Raw genomic sequence first — 15,100 nt, forward strand, 5'->3', positions numbered from 1 at the left:
TAGAGTTAGAATGAAAAATCGCCGAGATCTTCATCCTGATCAAAATCTTGTTCTAATTCGATGGCAATATCTTTGGCCATCCGCTCTTGCCACAACGTCTCATCCCAGATTTCAAACTTGTTCGACTGCCCTACCAAAACGATTTTCTTATCGAGCTTCGCATAATCGCGCAAATGCGGCGCCAGCAACACACGACCATTCTTATCAAGCTGATAATCCATGGCGTTACCCAGCACCAAGCGCTGCATGCGTTTGGCCCGTTCTTTCATATTCGAGAGGGCGGCGAGACGCTGTTCAACGATTTGCCATTCACTGAGGGAGTAGAGCAACAAACAGGGGTCGCCAATATTGATGGTGCATATAATTTCGCCGCCATTATCCGCAAGCAGCTGATTACGATACTTGGTTGGTATCGCAAACCGGCCCTTGTCATCAAGGCTGAGTGTGCTTGTGCCGCGAAACATGAGTTAAAAATGCCGTCCGTTTGTTGCTTGTTATTGTTTGCGGGTTATAGATCCATAAAGATCCACTTATACCCACAATTTCCCACTGAACTACAGTCTAGGGCTTGACAAGGCTTTTTGTCAAGCAATGAAAGTGTGGAAAATGGCGTCTAACCCTAGATAAAATGCGGCTTTAAGGGAAGTCCCTGAATTAGGTGGAAAAAAGTGGAGTGGATGATTAGAGAGGCATCTTTCGTTCACTTTTTATTCAAGTTTGACATCAAAAAGTTCAGGCTACCCGCCCTCTAGAGCGGATAAAAGCTAGGTATTTTGTATTAACAATTGAGCGTTTAAAAGACAAAAAATGGCTGTGATTAGCCCCCATTCCTGCCCTCAAAGTGCCTTGATAAGGGACGAGGTTAAATGTGAATAATGTTACTCTCAGAGGAGCGAGTGAGTAAAAAACAGGCAAAAAAAAATGTCGCACCGGACAGTTCCGACACGACATAGGTTATCACCCGCCTAAGCGAAAAAGCGGCGGTTATGAGGGCGGGTAAAATCTAGTCTGGGTCCCTTAGGCACCACGCGTGTGGGGTTAATTTGGCCATGACTAAAATAATAGTGACGCTTTATATGGTTAAAGTCTGTGGTGTCGGCCACACCCGGGTGCTGATACAGCTCACGCACATATTGAGATAAGTTTGGATAACTCTCTATGGTGCGCAGATTGCACTTAAAGTGGCCGAAGTACACGGCATCAAAGCGGATCAAGGTGGTAAATAAACGCCAGTCCGCCTCGGTGAGCCTGTTGCCCACCAAGTAGCGCTGTTTACTCAAGCGCAGCTCAAGGTGGTCGAGGGCCTTAAATAAAGCATCAAAGGCTTGCTCATAGGCTCGCTGCGTGGTCGCAAACCCGGCACGATACACGCCATTATTGATATTTTCGTAAACAAAGGCGTTGATCTCGTCTATTTCACTGTGCAACTCTTGCGGATAAAAATCCTGTTCGTCCCCGGTCAGGGCGTTAAACGCTGAGTTAAACATACGTATGATTTCCGCCGATTCATTGCTGACAATGCGGTTGGTTTGTTTGTCCCACAGCACGGGCACGGTCACCCGGCCACTGTAATCGGCTTTATTACGCGTGTAGATCTGGTGCATAAACTCACTGGCAAACAAGGCATCGCCGCTGCTGCCCTCTCCTCGATTGAAGGTCCAACCGTTTGAGAGCATATCCGGGCTGACCACGGACACATCTATGTAGTCTTCCAACCCCTTAAGTTGGCGAAATATCAGGGTACGATGAGCCCAGGGACAGGCCAAAGACACATATAAATGATAGCGCCCCTTTTGTGCCTTAAATCCCGCCTCGCCACTTGGACCCGCTTCACCATCGGCCGTGACCCAGTTACGCAACTGGGCCGCTTCCCGGTTAAATTCCCCCTGACTCGATTCGGTGTCATACCATTGATCGCGCCATTGACCTTGTACTAATAATCCCATGCTGCTCTCCTATTCGATTGTGCCAAAACGACCGGCCTGATAATCACGCACCGCTTGCATCAACTCTTCTTGCGTGGTCATCACAAAGGGCCCCATATGGGCGATCGGCTGCTTCAAAGGCTCACCGGCCAAGATCAACGTGCCACCTCCTTGCTCCGAGCTAAGAGCAATGTCACTGCCCGGCTCAAGGATCAAGAGATCACCCGCCTTATATTGGCCCTGCGCCAAGCTGCCCGTATGGATATAGACCATCACCTTAGACTGATGTAGCGGCGCTAAATCCAGCCGCCCGCCGGGTTGCAACTCCACATCGGCCAACGCCGCATCTGCCGCCAGATTATTAAGCGGCGACTCGGCAATTTGCTCTGCCACTTGCCAGCTACCGCCAAGTGCATGCAAGCGGGCACCAGTGCCATTTTCAATGACCGGCAAGGGGGTAGAGGTAGAATCCTGGTAGCGAGGCGGACGCATTTTCTCGGCACTGGGCATATTGATCCAGATTTGAAAACCATGCAGGCCCTCACTTTCGGCCAGAGGCATTTCACTGTGTATAACCCCACGCCCCGTACTCATCCACTGTACATCGCCACTGCGAATGGCCTTTTGATTACCCAGGTGATCCCTGTGCTCAAAGCCGCCTTTTATCAGATAGGTAAAGGTTTCGATGCCGCGGTGGGGATGCGGCGGAAAGCCACCCATATAATCTTTGCGATCATCGGATTTAAGTTCGTCCAACATTAAAAAAGGATCAAGGTAACGACCATCGAACCCGGCCACGCGGCGAATATTAACGCCGTCACCATCCTGTGTCGGCTGGGCCTGTAAAACATGTAAAACCTTCATACGATTTCTCCAAAGTGCTTTTACGGCCAGTTTAGTGTGCGTTTTTGTGAAAAGTAATGCGAGAAAACAGCATGGAGGATGCTAATTTTTAGCATACTTATCTTGTTCCTCATCATCCAACTGGCGTATCTCGCTCGCTGACCACGGCAAATTTCCCTTAACCAGGTCCTAGCGCAAACCAGATATAAGAATTATTCCTAGATCTAACACTCTGATTTCGATATATAATCATTACAAATGGAGGGATAAATGCAGATTGGTATCATTGAAGATCACCTACTGGTCAGGGATAGTTTTAAAAAGCTGTTGGAGTTACAAAGTGGCTGGCAAGTAACTATAGAGGCCAGCTCGGTCGCCGAGGCCAAACTTGCGGTGACCTTGGAACAACCCCAACTGTTTATTGTCGACATCTCTTTAAGCGATGATGAAACTGGGTTAACGTTTCTCTCCTACCTACAGCAACGATTTCCAGACATTAAGCTAATTGTTGCCTCCATGCATGACGGCGACCCCTATGTAAACCAAGCCCTACGTCTTGGTGCCCTGGGGTATGTTTCTAAACGCTCGGCGGCGGAAGAACTAATCGATGCGGTAAAAAGTGTCGCTGCAGGCAGACGCTACCTTAGTAAAGACGTTCGCCTTGTCACCAGCCAAGCATCTTGCGCATCGGTCGAGCAACTCACTAAGCGTGAACGCCAGGCGCTTCCTCTGTTTGCCAAAGGCCTAAATGCAAAACAAGTGGCGCAGGAGCTAGGGATGATGCCCAAAACCGCTCATGTTCATAAAGCCAATATTTATGCCAAGCTCAATGTGTCTACCTCATTCGAACTACTAAAAATAGCCATAGAGATCGGCGCGGTGCAGCTTGATGAACTCGCTTAGCAACCGTGCGTCCATTTCATCTTTTGCCCATGAACTGGGACTACAACTGCTTTGTGCCTGTGTTTATTTTGTTCTGCTTGGCGGCGCTTTTTGGCTCAGCAGTTTTTTAGAAACAGCGCCGGAAAGCAGTGCGATATACCTTCCTGCTGGAGTCAAACTCGCGTTCGCCCTACTGCTTCCTTATCGTTTCTGGCCCAATCTCTGGCTTACCTCTAGGCTGTTTGCCGCCTACCTTGGCTTACATTACAACCAGCAATGGCAATTCGAATTATGGCATGGCTTTTGGCAAGAAGCTTTTTTCTTCACCACTCTTTGGTTATTTAAAAATAGCCGCTGGCAGGTGAGCCTGCGCTCAAGCCAAGGAGTCTTAGCTTTTTTACTGTTGGCTACCCTTAGCTGCTTTAGTAAATGGCTACTATTTGGCAGTGCTTTTGAATTTACAACCTGGCTAACAGGCGACCAATTACTGCAATACCAGATAAATATGAGTCTTGGCGATCTGACCGGCATCATCCTACTAACTCCCTTACTTATGGCCCTTGCAGCCTGCCGCTGGGAGCACTTGCACCTTGCTAAGCGCAAGCTTATTCACTTGTACCTAGTGCTTGCCTGCTTGCTTGTGTTGTCAGTAAGCATTTATCTCTTGCGACCTGATACTTATGGTCTGCTGCGCTTGGCTTCCTTGCTACCCATTATTTGGTTCTGCTACCAGTTTGGGATGCTTGGTGCAATTTGCAGCGCCACGCTTATCAATGGCCTATTTATCGTTGAAGCCAGCCTTACACAGCAGCCCAGCAATACCTACATTAGCCAGCTCTTTATACTCGCCAATGGCATCACCAGCCTGGTGCTTGGCGCAGCCATCAACGAATTAAAACATAACAACCAGGCCCTGCAAAAAAACAATTCAGAGCTTCAGGCCTTGCTGCAAAAAAACATCCAACTTGCGGGTAAAATGGTGCAAGTACAAGAAAGTGAACGCAAACACCTCTCTCAAGAGCTGCATGATGAGCTGGGACAAAATCTCACCGCCTTAAAAACCGACCTAGCCATCTTGTCACAACTCGGAGACAAGGCCGCGGCGGCCATAATTAGCGATCTGAAAAACAATGCCAACAGCATGTATGATTCCGTTTATCAATTAATGCATTACCTGCGCCCTCGAGAATTGGACGAACTCGGTTTAGCTGCGGCATTAAAACAAGGCCAATGCGCCGCTCTGCTACAAAAGGCAGGGATCGAGTATCAATGTCGACTGGAGCTGCACTCACATGTACCCGAAGGGCACCAGATCGCCTTATACCGTATCAGCCAAGAAGCCATAACCAATTGCATAAAACACAGTAATGCCAGTCTCCTTAGGCTGACCATTAACCTCGCGAAGGATCATCTAGAATTGCATATTCAGGATAATGGAGTAGCTCTGCGTCCCTGTGCCGACTCTGGCCACTATGGCCTCACTTTTATTAAAGAACGAGCTTTGGCACTGGGAGGCGTGTGTCGATTTAGTACTGATGACGGCTTTACCATTGATGTTAGCTTGCCCTTATCAACACCACACGTTGCTAAGGCTTAACACAGGTACACCTGTTTGGCATAGAATTTTTGCCTGTGTGCGCTATCAGTTTCCTGCTCCGCATAAGAATCTGGATGCAATTGTACTTCGGCTTGATTACCCACCAGTTGCAACAGAACGCCGGTGGCAAGGTCACGGTCACCGAGTTTGGATTTAATCACCACATCTTTGCCGATTGCCCCTTGCAGTCTGGGCTTGGGGAAATGGCATTTAGTAATCGGCTTTAGGCCCTCATGCTTGGTGAATAAGCTTACACAATGCTGCTTTGCCGCCAGCACGCGATCCTCTTTCGCTCTAATGACATCAACATTATTAAGAAAGTGAATAAGCGCCTGGTTACGTCTATCAAACTCACTGGAAACATCGGCCATATTGCGGCTTGTCGCCCACTTGCGGATCACCACATATTTTCCCTGCCTTAATCGCGCCAAACTGACGGAAGCCCCGGTCATCTTACTGAACCACTCAATACGATAGTTAGATGACCCCAAACTGTGCAATAGCACTAGGGTATTACCAAACTCCTTGGTACTGGCTTCAATTAGACTCATCATCGGCTCCTGCATATGCTCTTGGACCATATGTTAAGCCTAGTGCTGGCTGAGTGAATCACCGATTTTCCTAACCCTGCTAGGAAAGATTCTTATTGCGCTGCTTCCCTTGAGCCCGATCTCCGATTAGTAAAAAAGACAATCCGTTAAAAAGCGTACCTAGAACTGACAATTTGTAACCTAAGTTTACCAGGCCGCCGTTGGCCGTTGACAGAGTCAGGCGCAAGGAATCATAATCCTCCTCGCTTTAAGTGAACGTTCGTTTTGTTATGAGATTAAAAGACGATAATAAAAAACAAGCCATCTATCGCGCTGCCATGCGGGTGGTCACCGAGCAAGGACTTGCCGGTGCATCCATGTCTAAAATTGGCCGGGCGGCTGGCGTGTCGGCATCAACCTTATATGTTTATTTCGAAAATAAGGAAGACATGCTGAACAAGCTGTATGTGATGCTCAAGGAAGAATCGGCAAATGCCTATTTCGGCGACGTGCATAGCGACACCTCGGTAAAGAGTGTTTTTTGCCAGTATATTCGCAATATGTTTGCTTTTTTTATCGCTAATCCCATTATGTTTTCTTTTCAGGAGCAATTTAAAAATTCGCCCAATGTCAGTGCTCAGGCGCGTGCACGGGGCCTAGAATGCGATGCACCTTTACATGAGCTTTACACCCGGGCCGTAACCGAAGGATTGGTAGTCAGTTACCCGAAACCGGTTGTGCATGCACTGACCATAGCCCCCATCACCTACCTGATCCAGGCTCATCTGAACCGGGAAATCGAGGTGGATGCGCAATTGCTCGAGGCGACGGTCGATATGGCATGGCGAGCGGTTAGCCGCTAACTCTCTTTAGAGCCAAATACATTAAGCAGGTAATACACACCTGTTTTTTTACACCCATTAAAAGAACGAACGTTCGATTAATAAAGTTAAATTGCTTACTCAGTCATTGAAAAGTTTTTAACCGTGGAGACACAGAAGTATGAAGATTCAATATTTAGCACCTATCGCCTTTCTAGCCAGTGGCAGTGCCTTCGCCGATTTAGGTGAGGCGGGTTGGAGTGGCGACGTATCCTTTATGGCCAGTGCCCGCAGCCACAAAAGTAACCTTTATAGCGGCGATGACAAAGTAAAAACCGGCCAACTAAACAGCGATGGTGATAAAGAAGATGAAGTGGTCGCCTTCCCTATCGGGTCGGTCAAATACACCTTTGGCGATACCAATAACCAGCAATTCTTTATTAACGGCGAAACCCGTGACGGCGTTCGCACTGGGTTGTTTTCCGTTGCCCTCGGTTATCGCGTGGAAGTGGGCGAGAAATCCACTCTGGCCGTGGCCTTGATCCCCAATGTGATCGCCGATGAAGTCTGGCGTGACCCCTATATGACCGACGAGCGCCGCCACGACACCGATATGGGCGATGATGCGGTACGCATTACCTACAAGAATATTCTTGATACCAACTTCTACGCCCAGCTAACCGGTTTTAGCCGCAAGGTTGACGATGAAGATTCGGGCCTCAACAGCTACTCGGCGTTTCAAGACCAGCTAGAGCGTGAAGGCGACGGGTACTACCTCGAAGCCGGTTATGTGTTTGACCTGGGTCCACAGTCGAATTTCAAACTAGGCGCCAACTACAATGATTTCGATGCCGATGGCGAGGCCATGTCCCTGGACGGTTACGGCGTAGAGCTAACCTACACCACAGTATTCGGTAATCACTCCCTGGCCCTGTCGGCGCGCTACCGCAGCACAGAAAACGATGAAATGAATCCGATTTTCAATCAGGTACAAGAAGACGATCGTTACTCGGCCATCGTGGCGTACAGCTATGACAAAATTGAGGGCTGGGACAACTGGTCGTTTGTGGCCTCCGGTGGTACGCGCCGCACCGACTCCAACATTGAGTTTTACGACGAAACCGAAAACTTTGCCGCCATGGGTCTGCGCTACCGTTTTTAAAGCTAAGAGCGATGCACAGGGACGTGATTTAAAGCGAGCTAGATGCTCGCTTTTTTCATCTTTGTCGCCACCAAGGTGTGCATTTTTAAGCAAAACCTTGGGCCGGACTCACAATTAGTCATTTTCCTCACTAAACTCATAGTAGGTTGAATAACGGCAAGCTTTTTCGCTTGTGGGTATATTTTTATGGCAAAGATTACATTTCATGGCGCAGCACAAGAAGTAACAGGCTCATGTCATCTGCTCTCCACACCGGCTCTTGGTGAAGTGTTACTCGATTGCGGCATGTTGCAAGGCATGAGAGGCAAACATAAGGTATCCAAAAAGCAGTTTAACTTTAATCCCAGGAGCATAGATGCCGTTATTTTATCCCATGCCCATTTAGATCATTCAGGTCGCTTACCCTCTTTAGTTCATGATGGCTTTGAAGGCCCCATCTATTGCACCGAAGCAACCTCACAGTTACTCCCTGTGATGCTTTTAGACGCCCTGGGTCTGTATGAAAACGATCTGATGCGGGAAAACCGCAGGTTAATGCGCAAGGGCAAGCCCGAAATTGAGCCTCTGTATTCTAAAGCCGACGTCTTAAAGGTGTTCGATTTACTTAAGCCCATCGCTTATAGAGAAAAGAAACAATTAGGGGATGGGGCCTTGCTGTGCTTCTACGATGCCGGACATATTCTCGGCTCGGCCATTGTGGAATTAAAATTCGATGATGAGGGCCTACAAAAAACCTTGGTTTTCTCTGGGGATTTAGGCAACAAGGACACCCTGCTGATGAATGATCCCACCTTGCTTCAACATGCCGATATAGTTCTTATGGAAGGCACCTATGGCGATCGGGAGCATAAGTCACTCGGCGATACCCTAACCCAATTTAAAGAGGTATTACACCAAGCGTTTGAAAATGGCGGTAATGTGATGATCCCAGCCTTTGCCGTGGGCCGTACCCAGGAGCTATTGCTGTATCTGGGTAAATTGCAGATGGCCGGTGAGCTGGATAACTGGCAAATCTTTTTAGACAGCCCCATGGCGATAGAGGTCACGCAAATTTACGATCAGTGGCTGCCTACCTTGGATTGTGAAGGGGTTAAACCCTTATGCACGGGGGAGCAAACCCTGTTAAAAAACTTTCTTTCCACCCTGCATTTAATGGTGAGCGCCGAAGACTCCATGTCCATTAATAAGATCAGCAAGGGCGCGCTTATTATTGCCGGCAGCGGCATGTGTACCGGCGGGCGTATTACCCACCACTTTAAGCACCGCATTTGGGACAGTCGCAACACCTTAATTTTTGTTGGTTTTCAGGCCTATGGCACACTCGGGCGCATACTGGTTGAAGGTGCGCAGCACATTAAACTCTTTGGTGACGATTTTATTGTGAAGGCCAATGTAGAAACCCTGGGCGGTTTTTCGGCCCACGCTGGACAAAGGGAACTGATTAACTGGGTTGCCAATTTTAAAAGCTTTCCCAAGGTGGTGTTGGTCCATGGCGAACCGGATGCCCTCACGGCATTGTCAGAAAAACTGCTACACGAACACAATATTAAAGCTGAAATACCCATTTTGGGGCAAAGCATCGAGTTTTAATGGGGTTGTAATTTGTCGAACTAAGGTGTGATCCCAAAAGCCGCCTGAATAATCAGGCGGCCATGGAGTTTGTTGAGTCAGCCTGTAAGTTAACTGAACCGTCCAATCAACATGCGTGTGCAAAAACAAGCATGTCCAACTTAACCCACCTCTTACCTAAGTCCATATCCCTCACCACAACATTAATAGAAACCGATAGAAACCAACTAAAAATAAAAAATGTTCCGGCCAAAATTAATGAAAAAGACCTTTTTTAGCTTTTTAGTGGACAAATTGATATTTAAATGCCACATTTGGCCGGAACTTTTAACAAAGAGGAAAGGTTATGGATAAGGTAACAGCTACTACATTAGCTAAAGCAATTGATTCATTAGATAAGAAAATCACTTACGACTACCCAAACCCAAGGACAAAAACCAAGATCAAGATCGTTAATGTGAAGCTTCCTGAAGGACCAATTAGTATTAAAAGGTGTGATCCTGATAAAGGTGAGTCCTTTGATGATAAAGTTGAGCAAACCATATCCCCCAAAATGTTGTGGAGGCTTGCAAATACAATTAAGCCTAACCATCCCATCAATATCGATCGAGTTTTCGGTGCCAGCTATAACACCAGATCCGCCTTGGAAGCTCTTCTCTTACATACGGAAAGATTTTACTCGTGCTACCCAGGTCGCTTAGAGCGAACTGGTGAAGTAACGGAGGTTAAAAATGGCCACAAGCACCTTATTTTCTGTCCTGACGACCCACACCCGAAAGGAGTAATTGGCCTAAAAGAGGTCAATAATATGGTGATTAGCGATATTGAAAGGGAGTTCATGATTGACTCTTTGCAATTGAATCATCAAGAGCAGGCTAAGAGTAAGGCAGAGTTGAACATCCAACGTAGACATGCCCAGATTCAGGTTCTACTGATAAAATGTGCAGAGGCTATGGGCCTCAAGTCTTGGGTTGCAAAGAATGACCACAGTATAGAGTACAATGGTAAAAAGCTGATCGAGCTTGATCCTGTGATAAAGCAGCTGTCAGAGACTAGTGCATTACAGGGGTATGATCGTGCTGCACCTGCTGGGGAGTTAATCGACATTATTTGGTTTGATGAGGAAGGGAAGAAAATACCTGCAATTATTGAAATTGAGCACAGCACAGGGGTTACTTCTGGCCTAACTAGAATGAAGAGTTTCAAGGATGAAGCTCCTGAGCTTGCGCACATGACATATATTATTGCTGCACCAGATGAAATCCGCACGCAGGTATTTCAAAAAGCAAGTAAACCTCAGTTCGAAGGCATGAACATTAAATTTTTACCATACTCGGCAGTAGAAGATCTATACCTACTATGCCAACGCAAACTACGTGGCATAGATAATATAAGGTTTTTTCATACCTTCCTAGAAGATGTGAACTAGTCTGCGTAAGAGTTTAAAAACTTAGCGACTGTTTTTGCCAACCCTAATGACACTAAAAAAGGAACACCATTACCTATAGTCTTAAACATATCGCTAAGAGTCATCTTTTGAGGGAAGTGGAAGTTGGCAGGAAGAGACTGAATAGCAAGTGCCTCAGCTGCACTTAACCTTCTTGCCTTGTATGGGTGCAAATGAACCTCATTGTTCCCATATGCTGCCGTTGGTGAATACCGCCAACGGTGCAACCTTTTGAAAGACTTTTTAGAGTCATCACCTTCTTTGATCAAACCAAATTTATTCGACTTAGGTTGAAAATATTTTGTCGCATTAGGATGAGAGTCCACATCATTTTTATCAAACCAATATTGGACTGTAAGAGGTTTAAGTTCCGGCGCTATGTATGCCGAAAAATCCGTCACAGAACCTTCTCTGAAAGGTTCTTCTTCAGGCCAAGTTCCTTTTTTTAGAACTGCTTCTCTATCAACAACTATATTTGACATCCAGTCAAAGCAATCCTCTAAGCTATTACCATCTACCCTAGAATTAACCTTGTTACTTTTAATACCAAACATTAAGATGCGGTCACGGTCTTGAGGGGCCCCATACTCGATGGCGTTAGTTAATCTATCAGTTATTATGTACCCATCGGCAACTAACCTTTCCTTCATCTCATCATAAAACTCACGGTGCCTCTTTGTTCGCCATAAGCCTTTAACATTTTCAAATATGAAGTAATCAGGTTGATCCTTTAAGATAAGCTCCACATAAGTTTTTGTTAATTTGCCATTCTCTCCATCTTTACCTTTGTTCTTACCCCCGACTGAAAAGTCAGGGCAAGGTGGTCCACCAATGAACCCAACAAGTGACCCAGATTGTCGGGCGACTTCAACCATGCTAGAAAACTCATCACCCTGAGGGCCTGATAAGAATTCTTCAATACTTAAGTTACTGTATCCAAACTGAGGGGCAGGAATACCCATTTGATCACGGGAATACTTATAGGCTTCAAGAAACGGGGTATGGTATTCATTTACAAATGCGACATTAAACCCACTTGTTTCAAAACCTAAGTCAAGAAAACCAGAGCCAGAGAAAAACGAAAACAAAATAGGGTTTGACATAAGCAGTATCTACAGCAACTCATAAAATATTCAGAACAATTATAGTATCATGAAGTCTCAAGTTTGATTAGTGGAAAGCCTTCAAAACCAAAGGTGTTCATTTTAAGTACACTCAAAATAGCCGTTCAGTTTCTCGCCTACGAGCGGTTATTTTAAGCCATTTCGGAATCTATAGTAGCCAGTTACCATTGAAGTCATAGACTTAAAACAGGCACATCTACTATGACTAAACAAATCGGATATATACGTGTGAGCTCAGTTGATCAAAACACAGCTCGCCAATTAATCGACGTTAAGCTTGATAAGACCTTCGTTGACAAGTGCAGCGGCAAAGACACTAACAGGCCAGCCCTCAAGCAGTTAATTGAATATGCTCGTGAGGGTGATGTAGTTCACTGCCATGACATAAGCCGCATGGCACGTAATACCGAAGACCTACTTAGGTTAGTCCGTCTATTCACCGAACAAGGTATTAGTTTGAAATTCTACAAAGAACACCTTGATTTTGCTGGCACCAACAATCCGGTTCAAGAATTGATGGTTACACTACTAGCTGCAATCTACCAATTCGAACGGTCTATGATACTTGAGCGTCAACGTGAAGGTATAGCCATTGCTAAAGCCAACGGTAAGTATAAAGGCAAAGGAATTAACAAGGAACTTCACGAGCGTATCAGGCTGATGTACGCTGATGGGATGAACAAGATGCAGATAGCAAAAGCCCTAGGCTGTGCTAGGGCTACTGTTTATAAAGCATTGAACCAAGCCTAATCTCTCTCTTTAGGTTTCCAATAACTGCTAATATCCTTCTCATCCATCATTGGATAAAGCTGTATTACTAGACCGTAAATCCTATTTTCTTTAGGGAGGTTGGTGATATTTCTGGCAGCTCTGGCCTGAATATTTCCCCATCCAATTTCTGTTACCGTGATATATGAGAAATTATGTAAATTCAAAACTGCATGTCGAACTTCGGCTTCTGAATATTCTAAGTGCAAGGCCTTCATAACATTTTGAAAGTGAACTGCCTCACCTAGGTCGAACATTGGCTGAGATTCTGAGGGGAAGCTGTGATAAAGGAAGTCGTCAGTACCAACAAACTTGCCAACATTATCAGCATTCAACCCCTTATCTAAAAGAAATACCCCACCCTCTGGCATTTCGAATTGGAAAAGGTCATACAAATACAGGGCTAACTTTATCTCTAAAACACTCAGGTGTGGATTCGAAATAACGTTTGTAACGAACGATAAAGGCTCATCTTGCTTAAGTTTGTAAAAGTTCAGGAATGTTCCTTTCTCATGGGGCAATTTCATGTGTTTCTCATTCAAGTTAGCCCTGTGAGTCGAGAAATCTCCTGAGTTTATCAAGCTATTTTTTGAGTACTCACTACCGCCATGGGCGGTAAGCTTTAATGGAAATGCCTCCGATCCTATCGCAATAACATCCGTCATGGATTTTCATTCCCCCAACCTAATTATTTTACTATTTGCCACAACCCTTATGAGCTAAGGGTTTCGTTCATTTAATGTTGCCAACTTATTCATCTGACCTCAACCTACTTTTAATTTCACACAAGCGAAAACTCTACAACCCTTACAGGTATTGGCATAGAGCAACTTTTGACTCCATCTAAATTAATTAAAAAGTCGAGGAATAAGGCTCCTAAACACTCGGTTGATAATGACTATGAAAATTAAATTAACCTAAAAAATAGGAACGAAACCATGGCTATTTGCAAAAAGAAAACAACACCATCAAAGCGTAAATCAGCATCTCAAAAGCATGCTACCAAACTCTCACTCGCAATAATAAATGCCACAAAAGCAATCCAGAGACCTGTATATGATTTTTGGAAGGCAGAGGCATATAAGGAACTGGAATATAACAGCTTTAAGGACTGGGCCAAAGCTAATCAGGAAAAGTTCAATCGGAGCTATGACAGTATCAATAATGATCTTCATACAGCCATTATTACAGTAGATATGTGTGGTGAAGAAAATATTGGAAAGTTCAGCACGTACGCTTTACTCCCTATGAAAAATCTGACCGAGCAAGATCGCAAAACTGTATACGAGCACGCACTGTCTGAGCTGGGAGTGTCCGAACTAAAAGGTAGCCATTTGACTCGTAAACGGGTTGAGAAGTACTTGAAGGAACTAAATTTTTCAGCTCAAAAGGAACAGGAGGATAATGAACAAACCAACACTAATGAACAAACACCTAAATGCCCGTTGAATTCGGAACAGCTAAAACTTCGGAAACAGTTCAACGAAGCTCTCAACAACAAAGAAAACCGACACTTTGCGAAACGTGTCTGCTCAGCTATTTCTGACGCAATTCCTAAAAAGTCTACGTTGTTGATATGCCGCGATCTCTTAAAAAAGCATGACTGTAAAGATGCTGTTCGAGAAGTAAGAAAAGCCATCAAGCAGCTTGAAAGCAAGTAGCCAATAAGGCGCATATGCGCCTACTCCCCCACTTTTAAGAGGTCGTTACCATGAACACATTTATTAAATCATGCAAAGTAGATTATATGCGGTTAACACTGGACGTAAAAGATGAAGAGCATCAAGAACTAATAAGGCTAAATATGGAAGACTTAGCCTGCCGAATAGCGAATAAAACAACAGCTGAGCTGACCCAAATACTATACCCAAAAGCCGGATACGAGCGCTTTATTCGATTGCCGTTGTTTGAGGAAGAATTTAACCACTCAGGTAGTAACATAGAAACACCGCACCTGGTCGTAAAATGTAGCCCGAGCTCTTCAAGCCGAAGGTTTCTGGCAATTGAACTTAAAGGACACAAGTACTCCAAGTCACAATGGTACTGTGCGAGGCTTTTTTTGGAGCACATCCTGACACCAGAACTTTATCTTTATTACTGGGACCAACTTACGGTTACAAATGTACACATCGCATTGGGTAGTGATATACCGCTGTCTAAATTGCTGTTTGATAAGCTTCTCTCACGTAAGGCTGGCATCTATTTTAACAGTGACGGCGATATTGAACTTATCTACTTTCAGCCTAAAAACAGGATGCAAGAACTGGCCGTATACGATAGAAAGGCTAAGGAAAAGAACTTTGGCTGAATCGCCACTCATTTCCTAGACACCCTTCAGTTAGATAAACTAACTAAAAAGAGAGGTGCTTATGAGCGGTAAACGCTACCCTGATGAATTCAAAATCGAAGCGGTCAAACAAGTGGTTGATCGC

The 15,100-nt window shown here is 45.3% G+C and carries 15 protein-coding genes; 9 read left to right on the forward strand and 6 right to left on the reverse strand.

Features of this window, described 5'->3' with window-relative positions:
- Positions 1-5 precede the first annotated feature (5 nt).
- The 3 genes from mraZ to KD147_RS12260 form a co-directional block, all read right to left on the reverse strand.
- A complete protein-coding gene (gene mraZ, locus KD147_RS12250) occupies positions 6-464 on the reverse strand; it encodes a division/cell wall cluster transcriptional repressor MraZ (protein WP_105213444.1) in 459 nt (152 codons plus the stop codon).
- Positions 465-965: 501 nt separating this feature from the next.
- The gene (locus KD147_RS12255; protein WP_212548041.1) at positions 966-1,946 is read right to left on the reverse strand and encodes a glutathione S-transferase family protein; all 981 of its coding nucleotides are present in this window, start codon (positions 1,944-1,946) and stop codon (positions 966-968) included.
- Between the two features lie 9 nt (positions 1,947-1,955).
- A complete protein-coding gene (locus tag KD147_RS12260) occupies positions 1,956-2,789 on the reverse strand; it encodes a pirin family protein (RefSeq protein WP_212548042.1) in 834 nt (277 codons plus the stop codon).
- A gap of 249 nt (positions 2,790-3,038) precedes the next feature.
- Between KD147_RS12260 and KD147_RS12265 the strand changes: the two genes are divergently transcribed.
- Complete coding sequence (locus KD147_RS12265; protein WP_212548043.1) at positions 3,039-3,671, forward strand: response regulator transcription factor; 633 nt, start codon at positions 3,039-3,041, stop codon at positions 3,669-3,671.
- Positions 3,658-5,247 (forward strand): MASE1 domain-containing protein, encoded by a 1,590-nt coding sequence (locus tag KD147_RS12270; RefSeq protein WP_212548044.1) that lies wholly within the window; start codon positions 3,658-3,660, stop codon positions 5,245-5,247. The genes KD147_RS12265 and KD147_RS12270 overlap by 14 nt, the downstream gene beginning before the upstream one ends.
- Here KD147_RS12270 and KD147_RS12275 read toward each other — a convergent pair.
- On the reverse strand, positions 5,244-5,828 hold the full coding sequence (locus KD147_RS12275) for a hypothetical protein (protein WP_249319209.1): 585 nt from the start codon (positions 5,826-5,828) through the stop codon (positions 5,244-5,246). The two genes, KD147_RS12270 and KD147_RS12275, sit on opposite strands and share 4 nt — an antisense overlap.
- A gap of 239 nt (positions 5,829-6,067) precedes the next feature.
- On the opposite strand from KD147_RS12275, the gene KD147_RS12280 reads away from it, so the two are divergent.
- The 4 genes from KD147_RS12280 (at position 6,068) to KD147_RS12295 (ending at position 10,758) form a co-directional block, all read left to right on the forward strand.
- On the forward strand, positions 6,068-6,640 hold the full coding sequence (locus KD147_RS12280; RefSeq protein WP_105253211.1) for a TetR/AcrR family transcriptional regulator: 573 nt from the start codon (positions 6,068-6,070) through the stop codon (positions 6,638-6,640).
- Between the two features lie 139 nt (positions 6,641-6,779).
- The gene (locus KD147_RS12285; protein ID WP_212548045.1) at positions 6,780-7,760 is read left to right on the forward strand and encodes a DUF2860 family protein; all 981 of its coding nucleotides are present in this window, start codon (positions 6,780-6,782) and stop codon (positions 7,758-7,760) included.
- A 186-nt stretch (positions 7,761-7,946) separates the two neighbouring features.
- Complete coding sequence (locus tag KD147_RS12290) at positions 7,947-9,350, forward strand: MBL fold metallo-hydrolase RNA specificity domain-containing protein (protein WP_212548046.1); 1,404 nt, start codon at positions 7,947-7,949, stop codon at positions 9,348-9,350.
- A gap of 325 nt (positions 9,351-9,675) precedes the next feature.
- The gene (locus KD147_RS12295) at positions 9,676-10,758 is read left to right on the forward strand and encodes a type II restriction enzyme NmeDI-related protein (RefSeq protein ID WP_212548047.1); all 1,083 of its coding nucleotides are present in this window, start codon (positions 9,676-9,678) and stop codon (positions 10,756-10,758) included.
- On the opposite strand, the gene KD147_RS12300 is transcribed toward KD147_RS12295, so the two are convergent.
- Positions 10,755-11,879: a DNA cytosine methyltransferase gene (locus KD147_RS12300; RefSeq protein WP_212548048.1), complete on the reverse strand. Its 1,125-nt coding sequence runs from the start codon at positions 11,877-11,879 to the stop codon at positions 10,755-10,757. The genes KD147_RS12295 and KD147_RS12300 overlap by 4 nt on opposite strands.
- A 222-nt stretch (positions 11,880-12,101) precedes the next feature.
- Between KD147_RS12300 and KD147_RS12305 the strand changes: the two genes are divergently transcribed.
- A complete protein-coding gene (locus KD147_RS12305) occupies positions 12,102-12,650 on the forward strand; it encodes a recombinase family protein (protein WP_212548049.1) in 549 nt (182 codons plus the stop codon).
- Here KD147_RS12305 and KD147_RS12310 read toward each other — a convergent pair.
- On the reverse strand, positions 12,647-13,333 hold the full coding sequence (locus KD147_RS12310; protein ID WP_212548050.1) for a hypothetical protein: 687 nt from the start codon (positions 13,331-13,333) through the stop codon (positions 12,647-12,649). The genes KD147_RS12305 and KD147_RS12310 overlap by 4 nt on opposite strands.
- 273 nt (positions 13,334-13,606) lie before the next feature.
- Between KD147_RS12310 and KD147_RS12315 the strand changes: the two genes are divergently transcribed.
- Positions 13,607-14,329, forward strand: coding sequence for a hypothetical protein (locus tag KD147_RS12315; RefSeq protein WP_212548051.1), 723 nt, complete (start codon positions 13,607-13,609; stop codon positions 14,327-14,329).
- Positions 14,330-14,379: 50 nt separating this feature from the next.
- A complete protein-coding gene (locus KD147_RS12320; RefSeq protein WP_212548052.1) occupies positions 14,380-14,976 on the forward strand; it encodes a hypothetical protein in 597 nt (198 codons plus the stop codon).
- Positions 14,977-15,100: the final 124 nt, after the last annotated feature.

It is taken from the genome of Pseudoalteromonas sp. BDTF-M6, assembly GCF_018334135.1.
In the GTDB taxonomy this organism is placed as follows: domain Bacteria; phylum Pseudomonadota; class Gammaproteobacteria; order Enterobacterales; family Alteromonadaceae; genus Pseudoalteromonas.

Excerpts from the sequence above, each read along its gene's own strand:
- mraZ (WP_105213444.1), bottom strand. The coding sequence starts at position 464 with ATGTTTCGCGGCACAAGCACACTCAGCCTTGATGACAAGGGCCGGTTT.
- KD147_RS12255 (WP_212548041.1), bottom strand. The coding sequence starts at position 1,946 with ATGGGATTATTAGTACAAGGTCAATGGCGCGATCAATGGTATGACACC.
- KD147_RS12260 (WP_212548042.1), bottom strand. The coding sequence starts at position 2,789 with ATGAAGGTTTTACATGTTTTACAGGCCCAGCCGACACAGGATGGTGAC.
- KD147_RS12265 (WP_212548043.1), top strand. The coding sequence starts at position 3,039 with ATGCAGATTGGTATCATTGAAGATCACCTACTGGTCAGGGATAGTTTT.
- KD147_RS12270 (WP_212548044.1), top strand. The coding sequence starts at position 3,658 with ATGAACTCGCTTAGCAACCGTGCGTCCATTTCATCTTTTGCCCATGAA.
- KD147_RS12275 (WP_249319209.1), bottom strand. The coding sequence starts at position 5,828 with ATGGTCCAAGAGCATATGCAGGAGCCGATGATGAGTCTAATTGAAGCC.
- KD147_RS12280 (WP_105253211.1), top strand. The coding sequence starts at position 6,068 with ATGAGATTAAAAGACGATAATAAAAAACAAGCCATCTATCGCGCTGCC.
- KD147_RS12285 (WP_212548045.1), top strand. The coding sequence starts at position 6,780 with ATGAAGATTCAATATTTAGCACCTATCGCCTTTCTAGCCAGTGGCAGT.
- KD147_RS12290 (WP_212548046.1), top strand. The coding sequence starts at position 7,947 with ATGGCAAAGATTACATTTCATGGCGCAGCACAAGAAGTAACAGGCTCA.
- KD147_RS12295 (WP_212548047.1), top strand. The coding sequence starts at position 9,676 with ATGGATAAGGTAACAGCTACTACATTAGCTAAAGCAATTGATTCATTA.
- KD147_RS12300 (WP_212548048.1), bottom strand. The coding sequence starts at position 11,879 with ATGTCAAACCCTATTTTGTTTTCGTTTTTCTCTGGCTCTGGTTTTCTT.
- KD147_RS12305 (WP_212548049.1), top strand. The coding sequence starts at position 12,102 with ATGACTAAACAAATCGGATATATACGTGTGAGCTCAGTTGATCAAAAC.
- KD147_RS12310 (WP_212548050.1), bottom strand. The coding sequence starts at position 13,333 with ATGACGGATGTTATTGCGATAGGATCGGAGGCATTTCCATTAAAGCTT.
- KD147_RS12315 (WP_212548051.1), top strand. The coding sequence starts at position 13,607 with ATGGCTATTTGCAAAAAGAAAACAACACCATCAAAGCGTAAATCAGCA.
- KD147_RS12320 (WP_212548052.1), top strand. The coding sequence starts at position 14,380 with ATGAACACATTTATTAAATCATGCAAAGTAGATTATATGCGGTTAACA.